At 30.4% G+C, this 18,655-nt stretch carries 20 protein-coding genes; 8 read left to right on the top strand and 12 right to left on the bottom strand.

Annotated elements, in window-relative coordinates:
• The 4 genes from Q0828_RS18080 to Q0828_RS18065 form a co-directional block, all read right to left on the bottom strand.
• Positions 1 to 1,545, bottom strand: coding sequence for a TlpA disulfide reductase family protein (locus tag Q0828_RS18080; protein ID WP_298424451.1), 1,545 nt, complete (start codon positions 1,543 to 1,545; stop codon positions 1 to 3).
• A 101-nt stretch (positions 1,546 to 1,646) separates the two neighbouring features.
• Positions 1,647 to 1,901 carry a hypothetical protein gene (locus Q0828_RS18075; protein ID WP_298424448.1) on the bottom strand — a complete coding sequence of 85 codons (255 nt, stop codon included), beginning with the start codon at positions 1,899 to 1,901 and terminating at the stop codon, positions 1,647 to 1,649.
• A gap of 196 nt (positions 1,902 to 2,097) precedes the next feature.
• Positions 2,098 to 2,643: a metal-dependent hydrolase gene (locus Q0828_RS18070; protein WP_298424446.1), complete on the bottom strand. Its 546-nt coding sequence runs from the start codon at positions 2,641 to 2,643 to the stop codon at positions 2,098 to 2,100.
• Positions 2,643 to 2,918: a DUF6576 domain-containing protein gene (locus tag Q0828_RS18065; protein WP_298424443.1), complete on the bottom strand. Its 276-nt coding sequence runs from the start codon at positions 2,916 to 2,918 to the stop codon at positions 2,643 to 2,645. The genes Q0828_RS18070 and Q0828_RS18065 overlap by 1 nt, the downstream gene beginning before the upstream one ends.
• Positions 2,919 to 3,100: 182 nt before the next feature.
• On the opposite strand from Q0828_RS18065, the gene Q0828_RS18060 reads away from it, so the two are divergent.
• Entirely contained in the window at positions 3,101 to 5,254 is a 2,154-nt protein-coding gene (locus Q0828_RS18060) for a TonB-dependent receptor (RefSeq protein WP_298424440.1), read from the top strand.
• 108 nt (positions 5,255 to 5,362) lie between these two features.
• Here Q0828_RS18060 and Q0828_RS18055 read toward each other — a convergent pair whose 3' ends face one another.
• From Q0828_RS18055 to Q0828_RS18035, 5 genes are all read right to left on the bottom strand, one after another.
• Positions 5,363 to 6,091, bottom strand: a complete 729-nt coding sequence (locus Q0828_RS18055; protein WP_298424437.1) for a hypothetical protein — start codon at positions 6,089 to 6,091, stop codon at positions 5,363 to 5,365.
• Positions 6,092 to 6,101: 10 nt separating this feature from the next.
• Positions 6,102 to 6,563 carry a hypothetical protein gene (locus Q0828_RS18050; protein WP_298424433.1) on the bottom strand — a complete coding sequence of 154 codons (462 nt, stop codon included), beginning with the start codon at positions 6,561 to 6,563 and terminating at the stop codon, positions 6,102 to 6,104.
• Positions 6,564 to 6,604: 41 nt separating this feature from the next.
• Complete coding sequence (locus Q0828_RS18045) at positions 6,605 to 7,186, bottom strand: TetR/AcrR family transcriptional regulator (RefSeq protein WP_298424431.1); 582 nt, start codon at positions 7,184 to 7,186, stop codon at positions 6,605 to 6,607.
• Positions 7,187 to 7,595: 409 nt separating this feature from the next.
• Entirely contained in the window at positions 7,596 to 8,261 is a 666-nt protein-coding gene (locus Q0828_RS18040) for a LysM peptidoglycan-binding domain-containing protein (protein ID WP_298424428.1), read from the bottom strand.
• 128 nt (positions 8,262 to 8,389) lie between these two features.
• A complete protein-coding gene (locus tag Q0828_RS18035; protein ID WP_298424425.1) occupies positions 8,390 to 8,905 on the bottom strand; it encodes a GNAT family N-acetyltransferase in 516 nt (171 codons plus the stop codon).
• A gap of 147 nt (positions 8,906 to 9,052) precedes the next feature.
• Between Q0828_RS18035 and Q0828_RS18030 the strand changes: the two genes are divergently transcribed.
• Positions 9,053 to 10,360: a phosphatidylserine decarboxylase gene (locus tag Q0828_RS18030; protein WP_298424423.1), complete on the top strand. Its 1,308-nt coding sequence runs from the start codon at positions 9,053 to 9,055 to the stop codon at positions 10,358 to 10,360.
• An 82-nt stretch (positions 10,361 to 10,442) separates the two neighbouring features.
• On the opposite strand, the gene Q0828_RS18025 is transcribed toward Q0828_RS18030, so the two are convergent.
• Positions 10,443 to 10,889 carry a protease complex subunit PrcB family protein gene (locus Q0828_RS18025; RefSeq protein WP_298424419.1) on the bottom strand — a complete coding sequence of 149 codons (447 nt, stop codon included), beginning with the start codon at positions 10,887 to 10,889 and terminating at the stop codon, positions 10,443 to 10,445.
• Positions 10,890 to 11,306: 417 nt separating this feature from the next.
• Here Q0828_RS18025 and Q0828_RS18020 point away from each other — a divergent pair, with 417 nt between their 5' ends.
• Complete coding sequence (locus Q0828_RS18020; protein WP_298424416.1) at positions 11,307 to 11,666, top strand: hypothetical protein; 360 nt, start codon at positions 11,307 to 11,309, stop codon at positions 11,664 to 11,666.
• Between the two features lie 20 nt (positions 11,667 to 11,686).
• On the opposite strand, the gene Q0828_RS18015 is transcribed toward Q0828_RS18020, so the two are convergent.
• The gene (locus Q0828_RS18015) at positions 11,687 to 12,142 is read right to left on the bottom strand and encodes a hypothetical protein (RefSeq protein WP_298424413.1); all 456 of its coding nucleotides are present in this window, start codon (positions 12,140 to 12,142) and stop codon (positions 11,687 to 11,689) included.
• A 447-nt stretch (positions 12,143 to 12,589) separates the two neighbouring features.
• On the opposite strand from Q0828_RS18015, the gene Q0828_RS18010 reads away from it, so the two are divergent.
• The 5 genes from Q0828_RS18010 (at position 12,590) to Q0828_RS17990 (ending at position 16,190) form a co-directional block, all read left to right on the top strand.
• The gene (locus Q0828_RS18010) at positions 12,590 to 13,216 is read left to right on the top strand and encodes a hypothetical protein (RefSeq protein WP_298424410.1); all 627 of its coding nucleotides are present in this window, start codon (positions 12,590 to 12,592) and stop codon (positions 13,214 to 13,216) included.
• 63 nt (positions 13,217 to 13,279) lie between these two features.
• Positions 13,280 to 14,641, top strand: coding sequence for a 2TM domain-containing protein (locus Q0828_RS18005; protein WP_298424408.1), 1,362 nt, complete (start codon positions 13,280 to 13,282; stop codon positions 14,639 to 14,641).
• Complete coding sequence (locus Q0828_RS18000) at positions 14,632 to 14,997, top strand: 2TM domain-containing protein (protein ID WP_298424405.1); 366 nt, start codon at positions 14,632 to 14,634, stop codon at positions 14,995 to 14,997. Before Q0828_RS18005 ends, Q0828_RS18000 begins: the two co-directional genes overlap by 10 nt.
• Positions 14,998 to 15,009: 12 nt before the next feature.
• A complete protein-coding gene (locus tag Q0828_RS17995; protein ID WP_298424402.1) occupies positions 15,010 to 15,354 on the top strand; it encodes a 2TM domain-containing protein in 345 nt (114 codons plus the stop codon).
• An 80-nt stretch (positions 15,355 to 15,434) separates the two neighbouring features.
• On the top strand, positions 15,435 to 16,190 hold the full coding sequence (locus Q0828_RS17990; protein ID WP_298424399.1) for a LytTR family DNA-binding domain-containing protein: 756 nt from the start codon (positions 15,435 to 15,437) through the stop codon (positions 16,188 to 16,190).
• A gap of 74 nt (positions 16,191 to 16,264) precedes the next feature.
• Here Q0828_RS17990 and Q0828_RS17985 read toward each other — a convergent pair whose 3' ends face one another.
• Positions 16,265 to 18,556, bottom strand: a complete 2,292-nt coding sequence (locus tag Q0828_RS17985) for a response regulator (RefSeq protein ID WP_298424396.1) — start codon at positions 18,554 to 18,556, stop codon at positions 16,265 to 16,267.
• Positions 18,557 to 18,655 lie beyond the last annotated feature (99 nt).

Here is an 18,655-nt window from a genome sequence, read left to right as displayed (position 1 = left end):
TTATTTAGTGATATAAGTATCTAATAAGTTTCTAATTTCGTCGCTATCTGGTCCTGGTGCGTTTTCATGAACTAATTTCCCGTTTTTATCAAACAATAGATATCTTGGGATTGTTTTTACTTTTAACTCTTTGTAAAAAGTTGCTTTTGGGTAGTTTGTAGCTAAAAAACTAGCTGGATGATTTTTTATGCCTTCAGTTTCAGCAGCTTTTTTCCAATGCGATTTATTTCTATCAATCGATAAATAAGTAAATACAATATCTTTTTCTTTGTAAATTTCTGCTAATTTTTTCGAATCGGGCATTGCAGCTCTGCACGGAGCACACCAACTAGCCCAAATATCAACATATACTAGTTTCCCTTTATTTTTTTTAAGAAATTCATCAAATTGATATGCTTTTTCTTTAATGTCAACTAGGTGAATAGCATCAGTATCTTTTATATTGAAACGTTTTGATAATCCGTAGGTTTCTTCAATGGAATTAAGATAGTCATCATAAGAATTATCTGGAAATTCATTTTTAAATTGTTGAATGTATGTAATTAATTCTTCCTTGGAAGCACCTTGTGAAGCATCTCCATTTATACAAACAATTTTAGCAAGCGGAAGTAGTTTTTTATCCTTAATATAACTTGAAACAGAATCATAAGCTGTTTTATAATCTAACTTTAACTTGAATTTTTCTCTAATTCTTTTTCCGTCCAACACAATTTTTGTGATGAATGTATTTAGTTTTACATATAAAGTTGATTGATCAATAGTTTCTTTATTAAAAAATAAATTAGATGAAATCAGTTCTTTAATGTTTTTGTTTTTAGAATAGGAGTAGAATCTGTTCAATTCGAAAAATGTTGCTTGGTTCAACTCATCTTTTAGGATTTTATAATAGGAAACCTTTGAAAGTTCTTTCGCGCTAAGCGAATCATATTTATTAGAAATCATTATATAATTATCAACCAGTACATTTGTCAATTGTTCTAAATCTGCAGTTTTGGTTTTAAAATTTTCTCTATGAATACGTAACGGATAAATAGGATTTAACTTTTGGTATTTATCAGACTGTAACTCAAAAGGTGCATTATAATCTATAATATAAAAAGGACTAGTCAATGAATCAATAATTGCATTTTTTAGTTTGAATGACTTAATATTAGCCGCGTTTTTGTGTGTAATAGTTATTTTTTTATCTTTTAAATTCAAAAAAATAGTATCTCCATTTTTGACAAGTAAGGTATCTTTCGCTGTAAATTTTGAGGTTATAAATAGCTTTTCGCCAACATTGACATCCAATTGTAAAGTGTCATTCGCTTTTTTAGTATATACATGTTTTTCTGTTGAAAAAGTATCAAACGAAATATTCCTATAAATAGAAACGTATTCATTTTTCATTTCATTGGAAACAATAAATGTTACAGGATTTGTATTTACAATGGGTTTTTCTACATTTTCAACAAACTTTACAGTGGTCTCTTTTTTCGTTTTAGAATCTGAATTGCAGGAAAACAATATTAAACATAAAAGACAGAATGAAACTGTTTTTTTCATAGAGAAAAGGAGTAATAAGGATTTATCAAAGAAGTATAAATATATAAATAAACAGGTGATTTGAGAAAATCACCTGTTTTTGTTTATGCTGTATTATTTAATTAAGGACAACTAGCACAGCAGTAACCTGTTGCAATGCTACCATCACTATATTCAGTTCCATTCCATTCGGAAGAAGCTTGCTCATATGTAACATATCCAGACCATGAACCTCCAGTACCGTCAGCATTGGTAGTCCATAACTTACATTTGTCATAATCTGCTTGAGTAAGTTCTAGGCGTCCTCCTAAGATTTGTTTTTGCTCTTGCTTATCTAATAAACGAGCATCCTCTAATTTTAAAATGTTTTTTAACATGGTTAATAAGTTAAAATTATTTTTATTCCTGATCATTTAATGACTGTCAGAAGTTCAGTCTACCTTTCGCGAAAAGATTTCTTTGATTTATAAAAATAATGGGAGGAATGTGAAAAATTAGGTTTATCTAAAGATACTAATAAATTATAAAAAAAGTGTAATTCAGATGTAAAATTCTGACTAAGTAAAACGATTATTATGACTGTTTAGAAGGTTTATATATGAAGTAATTAAATATTAATAAAAGTACAGATGGGATTCCAATATAGAAAATTTCATTTTGGATAACGCGCCAACCCCATTCACTAAAAAAGTTTTCAGCTCCTAAAGGAGAGACCAAAATAGGTTGCCATGCAAAAAAGTAACGACTGTTTTCAAAAGGGATAAAAAAACCAACGCCTCTTCCTCCATTGGTACATGCGTCTAAAAAACTATGTGATAAGGTTGCTAGGAAGAGCGTAAAAAATAATATAATTCCTGTTTTAGAGAAATATTTCACCTTTCTGTAAAAGACAACTTTAATAATAAAAGCTAAAAGAAAAGCAAACAAAATACTATGCGAAAACCCACGATGACCTAACGGATGTTCATAGGCATATCCAAAATTAAACATGATTACATCAGCATCAGGAATGACTGCGCAAAATATTAATAACAACGAAAGTTTTATAGGGTTTAACTTAATATCAGATACTTTTCCGATAGTGTAGGCCGCTAAAGCATGCCCAAAAATAGACGCCATTACTTGGAGTTAGAATATTCGTCTAGCAATGCTTTTTCTTGCTTACTTAAACTATCTACACCTTTTGCATTAATCTTTTCCAAAATACGATCAATTTGTTCCTGCTTTGCTTTTTTCTTCGCATTAAACTCATCATCAATTGTTTGATACCTATTCTTGTTAGTACTCGAAGAAGAACCAGTACCTGTTTTTGATCTAAAGATCATATATAAGAATACGGCAATAACAGCAATGGAAATATAAGGCATTAAACTCATGAGTGTGTAACGTTTCAAGCAATTTTAGATATTCAAAGCTACAATAATTCTATTTTTTGTGCAATTCATATAAAATACAATTCATCCTTGAATTACGACAATTGAGAATTTCCTTTTTTCTGAATTCTTCATTTAGTAGGAGATTTGCTCCATCATCAATCAATACTGACGCAGTTCAGCGTAAAATAAAATTACAACCCATGAAAAAAATAGCTTTACTCAGTTGCTTACTATGGCAAGTCTTTCTTTTAGGACAAAACACAATTTCAGGAATCGTAACAGATCAATCTAACGAACCAATCTTTGGTGCAAATGTATATTTGAAAGGAACTTACGATGGTGGATCTACTGACGAAAAAGGAACATTTACATTTACCACAGAAGAAAAAGGAATACAGATCTTAATGATTTCTTTTTTATCGTTTGAAACGAAAGAAGTAATGTTAGACGTTTCAAAAATGGAAAACATCACTATTAAATTGCGTGAAAGTGTAGATGCGTTAAATACTGTAATTTTAAGTGCTGGATCGTTTGAAGCTGGTGACAATGCCAAAGTAACTGCCTTGAAACCCTTAGACATCGTAACAACAGCAAGTGCTTTAGGTGATTTTGTAGGCGCATTGCAAACCTTGCCAGGAACAAGCACAGTTGCTGAAGATGGGCGCTTGTTTGTACGTGGTGGACGCGCTGAAGAAACGCAAATCTTTATAGATGGAATTCGTGTATTTACACCTTATAGTAATACAACAAACAATATTCCTGCTCGTGGACGTTATTCTCCATTTTTATTTAAAGGAATTACATTCTCAACTGGTGGATATTCTGCCGAATATGGACAAGCATTGTCAGGAGTTTTAGAATTGAATACAATTAATGAACCTGATCAAGAAAAGACAGATATTTCAGTAATGACCGTTGGTGGTGCATTGGGACATACTGAAAAATGGGAGAAAGGTTCGGTTAGTTTTAGTACTTCATACATTAATTTAGCACCGTATTTAGAATTATTTCCCGATCGTAATGAGTGGAAAAAACCATTCCAAGGTGGGCAAGGTGAAAGTGTATTTCGTCATCATTTTGAAAATGGAACACTTAAATTTTACACAGCATTTGATATTACAAGTTTTGAACTCGATCAGGAAAGTATCAATTTAGATGAATTGGTTCGCTTTAAGCTGAATAATACAAACTTATACATGAACGGTTCGTACAAAGGAACATTTGGCGAAAAATGGTCTATCACTTCTGGATTGAGTTATACAAGAGATAATTCAAAAATTAGAATTATTGATGATCGTATCAATAGTTTAGAAAATTCATTTCATTTTAAAACAAAGTTGAAAAAGAACTTTAACAATAGAATCAAATTGAGTTTTGGTGCAGAATATTTCACCACAAACTTTGATGAAGATTTTCAAAATCCAAACCTACCTAAAATTGATTATGGTTTTGAAAGTAATTTGTTTGGCGCTTTCGCAGAAACGGACATTTTCTTCTCTAAAAAGTTTGCAGTAAAAGCCGGATTGCGTTTAGATCATGCAGATATTATGAACGAAACAACTATTTCTCCACGATTGTCTCTAGCGTATAAAACATCAGAAAAAGATCAGGTATCATTTGCTTTTGGACAATTCTATCAAAATCCGAATAATAATTATTTAAAGTTTCAAACTGGATTCAAACCAGAAAATGCAACACATTATATTTTAAATTATCAATATGTACATGATGGAAGAACTTTTCGCGCAGAAGCGTATCATAAAGAATACAACGATTTAATTACGTTTTCAGATGCTTTACCGCTGCCAACGAGCGATTTTGCTAATGACGGATTTGGACATGCAACAGGTTTAGATATTTTTTGGAGAGATAATAAAAGTATCAAAAATGTAGATTATTGGGTTTCGTATTCGTACTTAGATACATCACGAAAGTTTGAAAATTATCCAGTAGAAGCGATGCCAAATTTTGCAACAAAACACAACTTTTCATTAGTGACAAAACATTGGGTTGAAAAGTGGAAAAGTCAGATTGGATTTAGTTATAATTTTTCAACAGGAAGGTCGTATACAAATCCAAATACGACAGGTTTTTTATCTGAAAAAACAAAAGATTATCATAGTTTGAGTGTAAATTGGGCATATTTATTATCACCACAAAAGATTTTATATTTCTCGGTGTCAAATGCGTTGGGAGTTCGAAATGTCTTTGGGTATGAGTATGCAAATCAAGCTGATGTAAACGGAACATTTCAGCGTATGACACGTCGTCCTGCTGCCGATCAGTTTTTCTTTATCGGTTTCTTTTGGACCATTAGTGATGATAAAACAAGCAATCAGTTGGATACGTTGTAGGTATGAAATTTTAGAGCTGAGAATTATGAAGTCAAAAAGAATAGCGATTTGAACCCAAGCCCAAATCGCTATAGAATTACACCAAGTAATAAACAAAAAAATCAATAACTATCCCTTTTCAGGAAATGAAAAGTGTGTATAGAACGATTCTTCTTTCTTTGATTTTATAAAATTCATTTTCCTAAAAGCATCTGCTTTTTGTGTAGTATCCCATTCAATAATGAGTAGACTTTTAGGAGGATTATTTTTTCCTAAATCTTCATATCCTGCCACTAGGCTATTAATCAAAACCGTACCGCCATGTTTCTTAATCATGCCAGAGGACACTTTATGTTCATTCCATAATACCTTAATTTCATAGATTTTATTTTCTTTAAAAATTAAGGTACGGTCTACTTGAGTAACAATCATATGTTGCTTTAGTTCGTTCCATATTTTGAGCCGTAGTTTTGTGAGTTCTTCCTGCGAAATCTCTTTTAGAAAGGCTTGAATACTTTCCATGTTTGGCCATTTAAATAATCCTACAATTCCATTTGGTATAAAATCGCCTACAGCTACTTTTTCAATAGGTAACTGCCCTAGTGTTGCCAAACCGTTTTTCTGAGCAGGAGGGAAAACTGTTTTGAAGTATTCTTGTAAAAGTGCTTCTTTTCCTGCCATTTGATTTCCGAGTAGAACCAGAAATAATTCTCCTTTTTTTAATTGAATTACATGGTTTTTTTCCAATTTTGACTTACCAGAATTATTGATTGTCATTGCTTTTTTATCATGATTTTGTGCACTGCAAAACAATAATGCTAATAGAGAAATTGATGTTACAAATAATTTAGGTTTCATATATATAGGATTAAGATTTAGATATTTTAACTATAGGATCATTTTTAGTAGGATTGCCAGACCAATTCCAATGACCAATTGCACTTCCATCTTCATTAAATGTTAACCAAGTCGTTACCGAAAAAAGCTCACGTCCGTTCACAGTAGTAGTACAAGTTCCTTTATAAATATTATCAGTGCTGACCTTTAGTTCACTTATTACATTTCTAATTTCACCTGCCTGTTTATAGGAATAAATTGCCGTTAGTTTTCCATTGCTCAACATTACTTTGTCAATAGATACAGTCCCAATAGTTTCTATATAATAATTATATGATTGATAGTCTTTTTGATATTTTTTTGCTCCGTCTTTTTGTTGTTCCGTTTTGATAATCATACTCATTTTTGGTATTAAAAAATTAGGTTTTATAAATGATAATAGTATAAAAGCTACTAGGATGATTAAAATCCATTTTGTTTGTTCGTATTTCATAATAATTTAGACTAGTCTACTTTTTTTATGATTAAATTTTTTTAACCCTGTATAAATTCAAAAGATAAATTAAACCATATATCCATGTATGTCCTATTTCTAGTAACTTTCATTCTAGAGAATGTTCCATAAAATCCAGCATGTAAATATTCCGCAATTTCCAGTGCGCTAAATTTAGTTGTAATTTCTTTTTGTTCTTGTCCTTTGCTAATAACATTTGCAAGTATGGTAAGCCAACCGATGAATTGGTCATTAGCATTTGTAGCTAATGTATTGTTAATTCTTCCAACTTCAATACTCATGTTGTTAATAATGCATCCACTTAAATAGTCATCTTTTTCATTTACATCAATCATGAATTTGTAAAAAGATTTTAAAGATTCAATAGGAGATAATTTTGATGTGTCAAAGAATTCCTGCATCCATGCTGCATTTGTTTCTCCATAGCGTTGCATTACTTTGATCGCAAAATCTTCTTTTGATTTAAAAAAATTGTAAAAAGAGCCTTTTGGAATATGAGCTTCTTTAAGAATTTGATTTACGCCAACATTGTGATAACCATTCTTTCGAATGACATCATATCCTACATCTAATATTTCTTCAATACTATGCTTGTATCCCATAACAGCACAAATATATAAAAAAAATGAATTAAACCAAGTGGTCTAATTCATTTTAAAATTATTTTTTATGAATCGAAATATTATAAGTTGGTCAGGTGTTTAAGTGTAAATTAAATTATTGTTGGTTTCTTTGTTGTTTTGAAATTATTCTAGCTGTAAGCTATTGTGTAAGTTTCTTTAGAAAATCAAGATTCTTTTTATCAAGGATATTTTTCAAATCTTCATAATTTGATTCATGTGTGTTTTTTCCAAATTATCTAACAAAGCGTTGAGTAAAAGCGTAATGCCAACGGTATCGTATGGTCTATTACATCTGTTGAGTTCCAATGGATACAGTTTCGTAAATGGTTTTCAAGTTCTTCGAAAGAATGAAGTTTTAATGATTGAGTATTAAACATGACTATTAATTTTAATCTTTACACTCATTATTATACACAGTACTCACTCTACTTGAAGAAGTAATGACATCTTGATAACATTCAGCTGTAGATAAACCTTTTTTGCTGCATTTTTCCATAAGTTGCTCAAAAGTTGGTCCATCAGGATTTCCATACTTTTTTAAGTCTCTATTTTGAAACTCTTTTACTCTGGCTTTATCTGCCATCATAAATCGGGCATTTACGCGTGCATTATGTCGTAAAGTATATGCTTTTTTAGCTCTGGTTTTTAGATCGATTTTTTGTTGAATCCAGTTTTTATTTAATTCAGAAATCGCAACGACTTGATAGTTATACCAAATTCGTATTTCGCAATCGGTTATGGGAACCGCAACTAATACATCACCTTTTTTTGTAGTACTACTTGATGATTTGTAATTAGGAATCCATATTTTTTGCCCAACCCTAATTTTTTGAACATTTGTGATTTTTTGAAAACTTTTATCAACCAAATGTTTCTCGTTAGTACTTTCAATAATTTTATAATACAAATGCGGATTGCCGTATGCTTTCTGAGAAATCTTACTTAGCCAATCACCATTCTGAACTACATACGAAGCATTTACCGTTTGACTAAAACCCGTATAAAATGATAATTGTAAAGAGAATAAGAAGATAAGTTTTAAAAATGGTTTCATTGTTTATGTTTTGGTAGGATATAAAATAAATAGATGGTTAGATTTGGTAAAATAGGAAAATGATTATACATATACAATTATAAATAGCTTCCTTGTATGTTATATGTAAGGGAACGTTTTGGAATACTTTAATACTCCAAAAACATCACATGATTTGGATTAGTGCGCGTTTTAGAAACAACAAAATCATGATAACCGACAATTTCGAAATCATTTTTTATGTAGAAATGAACAGCACGCTCATTTTCAATGAGTACATACAACCAGATTCCTTGTTGCTGTTGTTGTTGAGAGAAGTTAACAATGAAGTCAAATAATTGCTTTCCTAAACGCCGTCCATGAAATTCCTTCAATACATAAAAGCGATCTAACTTAGTAATGTGTTTTTGATCAATATGATTATTAGAAACATTTAATACAATCTTAGAGTATCCAACCAATTTATCATCAAGATGTACTAGATGATATACAATTGAATCATTAGCGAATTCGTTAGTTAAGGTCGATTCATCAAACGTTTTTTCAATAAAAGCTTCTACAGCTTCTCTGGGCGTATTTATCAAATAAGTTTCTAAAAAAGTTTTCTTACCAATAGAAATGATGTTTGGAATATCATTAATAATTGCTTTACGAATGGAAACCATAAGAATGCTTTTAAATGCTTATGTAAAAATACATTAAATAGTCACTAGTACGCAATTCTACGTGCTTTTAAAATTAGGATAGTAATACGCTACTATATCCGTTGTTTTCAGCATACATTTGGAATAAATCAAAATAAAACTTTTACCATGAAAAATACAACGATTCATAGCCACAGTGAAATTGTACAAAAATTAAAAAAATTACTTGCCGCAGATCCAGCAATGGAAGCAGCATTACTTGTTTCCTTAAACGCCGCTAATATTTCAGCTAAAACAACATTGAATGCAGATTTATATGCTGCCTTGAATGACGAGTTTTACGGAAATGCTTGGCCAGTTACTATAGAACAATATTATGATTATTTAGATATATATGTATGTTTGGTTCCAGATGAAAGCAGCGATCCAAATTATCCAAACGCTTGGAAGAGTACAGATACATCAAATGGTTACAATCAAAAAGTATACGATTTATTATGTCAGTTTTACTGGTTAGTTGATCAAAAAGTACCAGATACAAATCTTTCTATGCAAAGTTTTCCAAAGTTTGCAGATTGGCTGGTAGAATTTGCTGTTGCTTGGGGAAGTTTCTTAGATACAACAGATTCACTTACTAAAGATAGTTTGTATTCGTTTAAGCATAACGCAATGTATAACTATCCATTATATGCAGACAATGCTTCAACGTGGACTACATTTAATGAATTCTTTTATAGAGAATTTAATAATGCTGATCCAAGTACAGGAATTTCACCATTACGTCCAATTGCTGCACCAAGTGACAATACAACGATTGTTGCACCGGCAGATTGTACATTTAAAGAAGACTACCCAATTGATGCAGAAGGAAATGTAATAGGTCCAGATGGGAAAAAAACAACTGATCGTTTGAAACATACGCATACTATTGGTACTGTAAACGAACTATTAGATAATAGCGAATACGCAAGTGATTTTTACGGAGGAACGTTTGTACATTATTTCTTAGGACCATATGATTATCACCGTTTCCATACACCAGTAAGTGGGAAAGTATTAGAAATAAAAGATATTCAAGGGAAAGTATTTTTAAATGTGAAAATGGATGGTGATCAATGGGATGCACCTGATGGAGCTGGAGATGGGTACGAATTTAACCAAGCACGTGGTTTAGTGATTGTAGATGCAGGAGAAGAAGTAGGAAAAGTTGCGATTCTTCCAATAGGAATGGCACAAGTTTCTGGTGTAATGATGTATACTGAAGAAAAACCACCAGCAGGAGTTAGACCAGAACAATTAATTAGAGTAGGGCAGGAAGTTGTCAAAGGAAAAGAATTTGGTAAATTTAGATTTGGTGGTTCAGATATCATCATGTTATTTGAAAAACCACAAAAAGATTTATACATGTTTAAGAGAGATCCTGGACATGTACCCATTCACTTCCAATATGGACAAACAGCAATTTATCTAAAATAGATAAAACATATATAATAGAAAGCAAAACGCCGTAACTACTATAGTTATGGCGTTTGTATATATAAATAGCTTTTATAAATTTCTATTGAAAAATAACTGGCAATGTATTCTTAGGAATTTTTACAATATGATATGGTTGTGTAATCACTGTTGTTGCTTGTCCTTGTGGAGAAATGTCAGTTACCGTAACAATAACATTTTCTGAATTTGAGTTGATAGCTATATCTAATTCGTGTCCACCATTAGGACGTACTTGATCTATAGCAACAATTACAGTAAACATTGAAAAATCAATATTAGTTTCAGTAAAAGAATGTGAAACAGTATCAAAAATTGGCAGGATTGCATTCCAGTCAGCTTCATCATTAATGAGATGATTTTGTTGAGTAACTCCTTGAGAAGATCCTCCATGTAGATTTCCTTTGCCAATCAATGTAGTTTCTATAGTTGTAGAAATTGTTTCGGAATCATCCGAATTACAGTTCATCAAAAACAAAGAAAAAACGAATAACATCAAATACTTTTTCATACGATTAGAATTAGGTTATATATTCTAAAGATGCATTATTTGTAAAATGGTTGCGTATAATTTTTAGAAATTAAACAATAGCTCTATTTCTTTCTTATTGATAAAAGTATAATTGGCGCCACCTGAACAAAAACTGACCTATTTGTTAGTTCCTAAACATTTTTAGTAAATTATCATTACTTTCTTTAGGAAGAAAGTAATGTGATGATTTCCAGTCATTTTTAATAATACGAGCTGCCTGCAAATTTTTGTTTATTTCTTTGTCAATACAGATATACACGATATATAAAGGTTTTTTTGAACATGAAGTCGTTTAATTAGTCGGTTTGCTGTGTATAACGAGAAAAACATCGTTTTATTCTTTACTAAAAGTAGTGTTTTTAAAACACTATCTTTGGGTTTATCTAATATTATTGAATGTCCAAAAAAATTGCAAAAAAAACAGTCTTAAAGCATTATCTTTTTTCACTATTATTGAATGTTTTTATGCCTTGGGCAATTATTTCTAATGCAATAGGAGATAGCACAGGAGATGCAAATTTGGCATATATATTTGTGTTTTTATGGGCATTATTAGCTATGGTTTTATATACAATGTACTTTACGATTCCAGATTTTTATAAAAACTGGGAAAAAATAGCAATGTATTTCTTGCCAAGTGTATTATTATGCCTAACTTTTTTTGTGTCTTTTGAATTATGGTTCGTTGTTGTAATTAACTTTATCTTTAATTTATTATGTATGCTACATTTTAGAATGGTAATGATAAAGGCATAACCAAGCACAGGGAAAACTATTTAATGTTTAATTTTTGGCCAAAAAACAACACCAAATAGCAAACCTGCTGTTATATAAATAACGGCAATTTCTATACTCACAGTTTCTAAACTGTGCTTTGTAACCACTTTAATGATTTCTTCCTGTTTAAAAAACAAAACGATTGTAATTGCTACTAAAATTCCCAAACCTAACAACTCATGTATCCAAGGTTTTTTTCTATATATAAAAAGATGACTTGTTAAAAATCCCCAAATCCAAGGTGTTATATAAAACTTTGCAGGAATAGTTTTTGACTTGCAAAAGAACAGCATTAGCGCAAAAAGAATGACAACTAAGCTCCATTTTTGTATGGTTTGAATATGTATGTTCGTAGTTAATAATTTTTTTTCAAAGCTGAATAAAATTGTAGCAATAAAACTATAAACTAATAGTATAATGGTAAAAATGTATACAAAATACATGAGTGTATTCATGAAAAATAAGTTTCGGTTAAGTACTATTAAAAGTAAAAAAATCACATTGCTATGAAATACCCAACCATAGGGAGATTTATTTTGAATTCTTGCATATAAAAGTATTTCTCACCCGAAGCAGTCATGTTTAGCCCAGTTGAAATGCTAAAAATGAGCCTTTTAATAACCAGAAAAACTAACAATCAGTAATCAAATTACAATTCATCCTAAAATAACAACAATTCGGTAGTTTCTTTTTTCCAAACATCTGCTTTTGTGAGATATTTGAACCATCAATCAAACTTCGAGTCGCTCAGTGTAAATGTATCATATAGAGAGTAGAAGAGAAAAATAAAAAAAATCAATCAAAAAATGTTCAGTATCGTATTCATCATCATCAATTATGTTTCTTCAATTATTTAGAAACTACATTAACAAAATCAATCATTAACAATAACATCAACAACAATGAAAAAAGTAGTTTTAATTTTAAGTTTTATCTGTTTAGCATTCACTGTAAATGCGCAAACAAAGTATGAAAAAGGAATGCAAAAAGCATTTGAATTGGTAAAACAAAACAAAGGTACAGAAGCAGCAAATTTATTTGAGCGTATTTCAGAAGCGGCGCCAAAAGAATGGTTGCCATCTTATTATGCAGCACAAATAAATATTATGAGTGGATTTGCTATTAAAGATAAAAGCAAATTAACACTACAATTAGAAAAAGCACAAAAACAATTAGATCACGCAACAAGTATTTCTCCAAACAATCCAGAAATTATGGTTATGCAAGCAATGTTATATACAGTTTGGGTAGCGTATGATGGAGCAACATACGGAATGAAATACGGAGGTAAAGTAACTGAAATATACGCAAAAGCATATGCAATTGACAAAAACAATCCGAGAGTATTATTATGTAAAAACGAATGGGATATGGGAAGTGCACGTTACTTTGGAAAAGATACAACACCGTATTGTGAAGCTTTTAATACAGCATTAGAAAAGTTTGAAACATACAAGGCGCCAAACGACTTACATCCAAGTTGGGGAAAAGATCGTGCAGTGTATTTAATTGGAGAATGTAAAAAGTAAGCAACACCACTTTAAAAATCCTTAGTATATTTGAAGTAAAGCCATCATAACGATTCAAAAGAAATGAAAGAATTTGCCAAAGTAGTTAGTATCGGAGTACTCATAGCAGCGTTGCTATTAGGTATAGATTTAATATTTAGGTATACCTCAGGAGCATCAATCTCGCTCAACAAGCAGCTTTTAATTGCTTTTGGTTATTACTGTATGTATTCGGTGGCTATTAGTATTGTAAATTCATATTTCTTTGATTATATAAATCATAAAGTAGTTTGGACTGCTACGAATAAAAAGTATCGATTGGTCATTGGAATTGTAGGTTCAATTGTAATTACGATAATTACATTTTTTTTAGTGCAAATGATCCGAGAAATTGGTATTGAAGGCGAAACGTATACAGAATTTATTCAAACAGAAAATCCAGCTGATTACTTTAGCGCATTACTAATTACGATTGTATTTTCAATATTCTTTCATGCATTATATTTCTATAGAGAATTACAGAAAAATAAAGTTACTGAACAAAAAATTATAGCAGGAACAGCTTCAGCACAATTTGATGCTTTAAAAAACCAATTAGATCCTCATTTTCTGTTTAATAGCTTAAATGTATTAAGTTCTTTAATTGATGAAAATCCACGTCAGGCACAAAAATTCACTTCAGGATTATCAAAAGTATACAGGTACGTTTTAGAACAGAAAAACAAAGAACTGGTTACAGTTGATGAAGAATTTGCGTTTGCTAAAACGTACATGAGTTTATTGAAAATGCGCTTTGAAGATAGTATCATTTTTGAAATTCCTGAAAAAGCGAGTAATCCAGAAAGTAGAGTAGTGCCTTTATCATTACAACTATTACTAGAAAATGCAGTAAAGCACAATATGGTTACATCATCGAAACCATTACACATAAAAATATATGAAGATCGCGGGAATTTAATCATACAAAACAATCTTCAAGAAAAGCAAATTGTCAAAAAAAGTAGTGGTGTAGGTCTAAATAATATCAAACAACGATATGACTTACTTACACAACGAGAAGTATATATAAACAAAACAACATCGGAGTTTCAAGTAGCAATTCCGATGCTTACAAAACAAATAGAAATTATGAGAAATAAAGCTTTAGGCCCAGGACAAGAGTCTTTGGACGATCAATATATAAAAGCACGTAAACATGTAGAAAACTTAAAAGATTTCTATTATAATTTACTAGCATACTGTTTAGTAATACCATTTTTAATTTTTATTAACTTATGGACAGTACCACAATTCCACTGGTTTTGGTTTCCAATGTTCGGTTGGGGAGTTGGATTAGCTTTCCATGCGATGAGTGTTTATTTTGAAGATGGACGCTTTGGTAAAAACTGGGAAGAACGAAAAATTAGAGAATATATGGAACAAGAAGAACGTAAAAGATGGAACTAATAGAAAACAACACAACAGTCAATCAAAAAGTACCATCAAGATCATATAGTGATGCGTATTTAAGAGCAAAGCAAAAAGTAGAGAACTTACGCGGTTTTTATGTACATCTTATTATATATGTGGTCGTTAATAGTTTTATTACTTGGCAACAAGTAAATGAATATATTGTAAAAGGGAAAACGTTAGCACAAGCTTTTCAAGACGAAGGAACTTATATGCTTTGGATTGTATGGGGACTTGGACTCGTATTACATGGATTCAATGTATTTGTCACTAACGGTGTTTTTGGACAAAAGTGGGAAGAACGAAAAATAAAACAATACATGAACGAAGAAGAAAGTCGTACATGGAAATAATAGCAAAAAATCATGAAAAGATTACCATCATCAAAGAACTTTAAAAATTATACAGAAGAAGAACTGTATATACAAGCTCGAAAAAAAGTAGAAAAAATAAAAGGATTTTATATTCACTTTGCGGTGTATATTGCCGTAAATATATTTTTAATTAGCATTATTGCTGTTAACTTAGATCCAGGAGAAAGTATATGGCAATTTGGACCCTTTTCAACAGCAATATTTTGGGGAATTGGAGTTGCATTTCATGGCTTAGGAGTTTTTGGAACAGGTTTATTTTTTGGTAAAAACTGGGAAGAGCGAAAAATCAGAGAATATATAGACAAAGAAAAAGAACGTAGTAGCGGCTGGGAATAGTTTCTTAATTACGAATAAATAATTTTTAAATGTTGAATTTTAAATAGAAAAGAATTTCTTTACAAAACCTAATACAACCAATGAAAGTAATCATCATAGAAGACGAAAAACCATCAGCACGTCGCCTAAATAGAATGTTAGAAAGAGAAAATATGCCAGTAGAAACTATGTTACACTCTGTTTCAGAGTCAATTGAATGGTTTCAGAATCACGAGCATCCAGATTTAATTTTTTTAGATATTCAATTGTCAGATGGATTATCTTTTGAAATCTTTGAAGAAATAGAAATTAAGTCGGCTATCATATTTACAACTGCATATGATGAATATGCTTTGCAAGCATTTAAATTGAATAGTATTGATTATTTATTGAAACCAATTGATGAAGATGAATTAATTGCTGCAGTTGAACAATACAGAGCACGTGCGCCACAAACGCAAAACGTACAACTGAATTTTGATGATATCAAGAAATTGTTAGTCAATCCAATTGAACGCACTTACAAAAGGCGCTACACTGTAAAAGTTGGACAGCATTTAAAAATGATTCCAATTGATGAAATAGAGTGTTTTTACAGTGAAAATAAAGGAACTTATATATACACTTCAGAAGGTAGAAACTATCTCTTGGAAACGTCTCTAGAACATTTAGAAGATGAATTATCTCCTGAGCTTTTCTATAGAGTAAGTAGAAAATTTTATATTAATATCAACGCAATTAAAGATATTGTAAGTTATACTAACTCACGTTTACAAATCAAATTGAATAATTTCAATGAGCAAGAAATTATTGTTAGTAGAGAACGTGTAAAAGATTTTAAAAACTGGTTGAATTAGAGAAACAATGTAGCCATTTTAGAATAACACTTTCAAAAAGTAACATATGTTTTAAAAGTAGTAAATCAACAAGTTTAAAGTTCACTTTTTAATTTGAGATTTAAGTTAGCGGCAATTGTTTTTTTGAATTGATCTATGTCATATGGTTTTAAAATAATGTCATTCATACCACATTCGAAAATTTGATTTTTTTGTTCTTCTATATCTACGGCAGTAAGTGCAATTATAGGAATAGTAGTATTAAACTTTCTAATGTCTTTAGTAGCCTCAATACCGTTTTTTACAGGCATATTAATATCCATTAATATTAAATCGAAAGTAGATTGCTTAACAGCGCTTACTGCTTTTTCTCCATCTTCAGCAATAGAACAGAGAACACCTTCACTATCTAGAATACGTTTTGTAACGGTTTGGTTAATACGATTATCTTCTACAATAAGTACTTTTTTATGTTGTAATTGTTTAAAATCTAAAATAGGAGGTACATCTTGTTCTATAGTCTCGTTAGAAATTAGCATACATATAGTAAAAGTAAACATACTGCCTTTTCCAAGTTCGCTTTCTACTGTAATAGTTCCGTTGGCTTGTTCTATTAGTTTTTTAACAATAGGTAAGCCTAATCCCGTACCTTGATAAGTGGATGACGATGAGTTTATTTGCGCAAATTCATTAAAAACGTGATTTAGTTTAGTTTTCTCAATGCCAGGACCTGTATCTTTAATTGTAAATTCAAGCTTTGCAATACCATCTGTACTTTCTAATAGTGCTATAGCAATTGCAATCTTTCCTTTCTCTGTAAACTTACAGGCGTTGCCTATTAAATTCATAAGTATTTGAGACAGTCTTACCGAGTTACCTTTTAATAACAATGGAACATCTTTATGTAACGTTATACTAATTTCATTTTGATGTTGTAATGTTATATACTCGAATGAAGAAACTATTTTAGATGTTAGTGTTTTTAAATTAAACGTAATATCTTCTTCTATAAAGTTTTTATTTTCAATCTTATTAATATGTAGTAAATCATTAACAAGTGTGAGTAAATAATTAGCTGAAAACTTTAATGATTTTAAATCTTTTTCATGCTTTTTTAAGTCTTCACTTTCAAGTAAAATAGAACTTAAACCAATGACACCGTACAATGGCGTTCGTAATTCATGGCTTACAGTAGCAAAGAATTTAGTTTTCGTTTTTGCAAATTCTTCACTTTCTTTTTTAGCTATTAAATACTGTTTATTCTTAATTTTTAAATCTTCTACTAACGCTTTTCTTTTTTTACTAGAAACGTAAGTTATTACTAATATTACAACTAAAAAAATAACAGTAGCTATGGCAAGTATGAAAAAGATATTTCTTCGTTCTGCTTGTTCCACTAAAAGTTCTTTTTCCAATTCATTCGTGTTAATCTGATTTTTATAACGCTCTGCATTCAACTCTGCATTCAACTTTGCATTTATAGCATCACTAATATTTTGAGCCTCACTTTCTTCTTTTTCTTTTTTATAGACCTCAAGTATCTTAGTAATTTTATGAAATTCTTTATAATCTTTTTTCAACTCTAAGGCATCTCTATAGCCTGTATAACCTTCTAATAAAGCTTCCGTGTAATTAGTATTCTCACAAAGTGCAATTGTTTTTCTGAAATTTTTTATAGCTTCATTAGGTTTGTTAAGTAATAAAAATTTTCTTCCTATATTATGAAAATGACTTGCCTGAAAATGCGGTGGGTTTCCCAAAAAATTCAGGTAGAATGCTGTCTTTTTTATGTGATAGTCACTACGGTTAGGATTATTACTCTCATTAAAAGCTCGCGCTAAATTATGATGTAATATAAACAAGCGTGTTGTATCTTTTAAATGTTCTGCAAATTCGATACTTTCTAAATAGAGACTTATGGTTTTACTTTTATAACCATCCATGTAGTAATAAGTATTTGCCAAATTACCTTTTGATTTTAGAATAAGAGAACTATCATTTGTTTTTTCTGCATATTTTAAAGACTTTAAAAATAGTTTCTTTGCTCTTACACTATCTTTAACCTTATTTAAAGTATTGCCAATAACACCTCTAGTATCGTGAATATGATTTACATTAGCACTCTTTTTTGCTAAAGCCAAACCTTTATCTGCATAAATTAGAATTGGGGCATAATTCTCTTTGAAATGTTCTTCACTCATTAACTTAATCATGGCATCTACATGTGTCGTAATCTCAGCTTTTGTAGAATCTTTAGATATTTTAGGTAATGCGTCTAATATAGAATTAAGATTATTTAAATTAGAATTAACATCTTGTGTTTGACCTTGCAAATGGAAACTGAAGGAGCATATAATTAGAATTAATATTATTGTAAATAATTTCATGTTAATTTTAGGAGTTGGTAGGCACAACAATATACATATTTTCTACTAAACAATTGTCTTTTAATACCATAAGAAATTCTTTAGTAAGCTATAACATGA

Origin of the sequence: uncultured Kordia sp. (assembly GCF_947496985.1) — a bacterium.
Lineage (GTDB): Bacteria > Bacteroidota > Bacteroidia > Flavobacteriales > Flavobacteriaceae > Kordia.
Note: the sequence above shows the minus strand (reverse complement) of the source record. Positions and strands in the feature narration are given on the sequence as shown.

Excerpts from the sequence above, each read along its gene's own strand:
- Q0828_RS18080 (WP_298424451.1), bottom strand. The coding sequence starts at position 1,545 with ATGAAAAAAACAGTTTCATTCTGTCTTTTATGTTTAATATTGTTTTCC.
- Q0828_RS17985 (WP_298424396.1), bottom strand. The coding sequence starts at position 18,556 with ATGAAATTATTTACAATAATATTAATTCTAATTATATGCTCCTTCAGT.
- Q0828_RS18070 (WP_298424446.1), bottom strand. The coding sequence starts at position 2,643 with ATGGCGTCTATTTTTGGGCATGCTTTAGCGGCCTACACTATCGGAAAA.
- Q0828_RS18050 (WP_298424433.1), bottom strand. The coding sequence starts at position 6,563 with ATGAAATACGAACAAACAAAATGGATTTTAATCATCCTAGTAGCTTTT.
- Q0828_RS17990 (WP_298424399.1), top strand. The coding sequence starts at position 15,435 with ATGAAAGTAATCATCATAGAAGACGAAAAACCATCAGCACGTCGCCTA.
- Q0828_RS18060 (WP_298424440.1), top strand. The coding sequence starts at position 3,101 with ATGAAAAAAATAGCTTTACTCAGTTGCTTACTATGGCAAGTCTTTCTT.
- Q0828_RS17995 (WP_298424402.1), top strand. The coding sequence starts at position 15,010 with ATGAAAAGATTACCATCATCAAAGAACTTTAAAAATTATACAGAAGAA.
- Q0828_RS18030 (WP_298424423.1), top strand. The coding sequence starts at position 9,053 with ATGAAAAATACAACGATTCATAGCCACAGTGAAATTGTACAAAAATTA.
- Q0828_RS18045 (WP_298424431.1), bottom strand. The coding sequence starts at position 7,186 with ATGGGATACAAGCATAGTATTGAAGAAATATTAGATGTAGGATATGAT.
- Q0828_RS18010 (WP_298424410.1), top strand. The coding sequence starts at position 12,590 with ATGAAAAAAGTAGTTTTAATTTTAAGTTTTATCTGTTTAGCATTCACT.
- Q0828_RS18000 (WP_298424405.1), top strand. The coding sequence starts at position 14,632 with ATGGAACTAATAGAAAACAACACAACAGTCAATCAAAAAGTACCATCA.
- Q0828_RS18025 (WP_298424419.1), bottom strand. The coding sequence starts at position 10,889 with ATGAAAAAGTATTTGATGTTATTCGTTTTTTCTTTGTTTTTGATGAAC.
- Q0828_RS18055 (WP_298424437.1), bottom strand. The coding sequence starts at position 6,091 with ATGAAACCTAAATTATTTGTAACATCAATTTCTCTATTAGCATTATTG.
- Q0828_RS18075 (WP_298424448.1), bottom strand. The coding sequence starts at position 1,901 with ATGTTAAAAAACATTTTAAAATTAGAGGATGCTCGTTTATTAGATAAG.
- Q0828_RS18020 (WP_298424416.1), top strand. The coding sequence starts at position 11,307 with ATGTCCAAAAAAATTGCAAAAAAAACAGTCTTAAAGCATTATCTTTTT.
- Q0828_RS18040 (WP_298424428.1), bottom strand. The coding sequence starts at position 8,261 with ATGAAACCATTTTTAAAACTTATCTTCTTATTCTCTTTACAATTATCA.
- Q0828_RS18035 (WP_298424425.1), bottom strand. The coding sequence starts at position 8,905 with ATGGTTTCCATTCGTAAAGCAATTATTAATGATATTCCAAACATCATT.
- Q0828_RS18005 (WP_298424408.1), top strand. The coding sequence starts at position 13,280 with ATGAAAGAATTTGCCAAAGTAGTTAGTATCGGAGTACTCATAGCAGCG.
- Q0828_RS18015 (WP_298424413.1), bottom strand. The coding sequence starts at position 12,142 with ATGAATACACTCATGTATTTTGTATACATTTTTACCATTATACTATTA.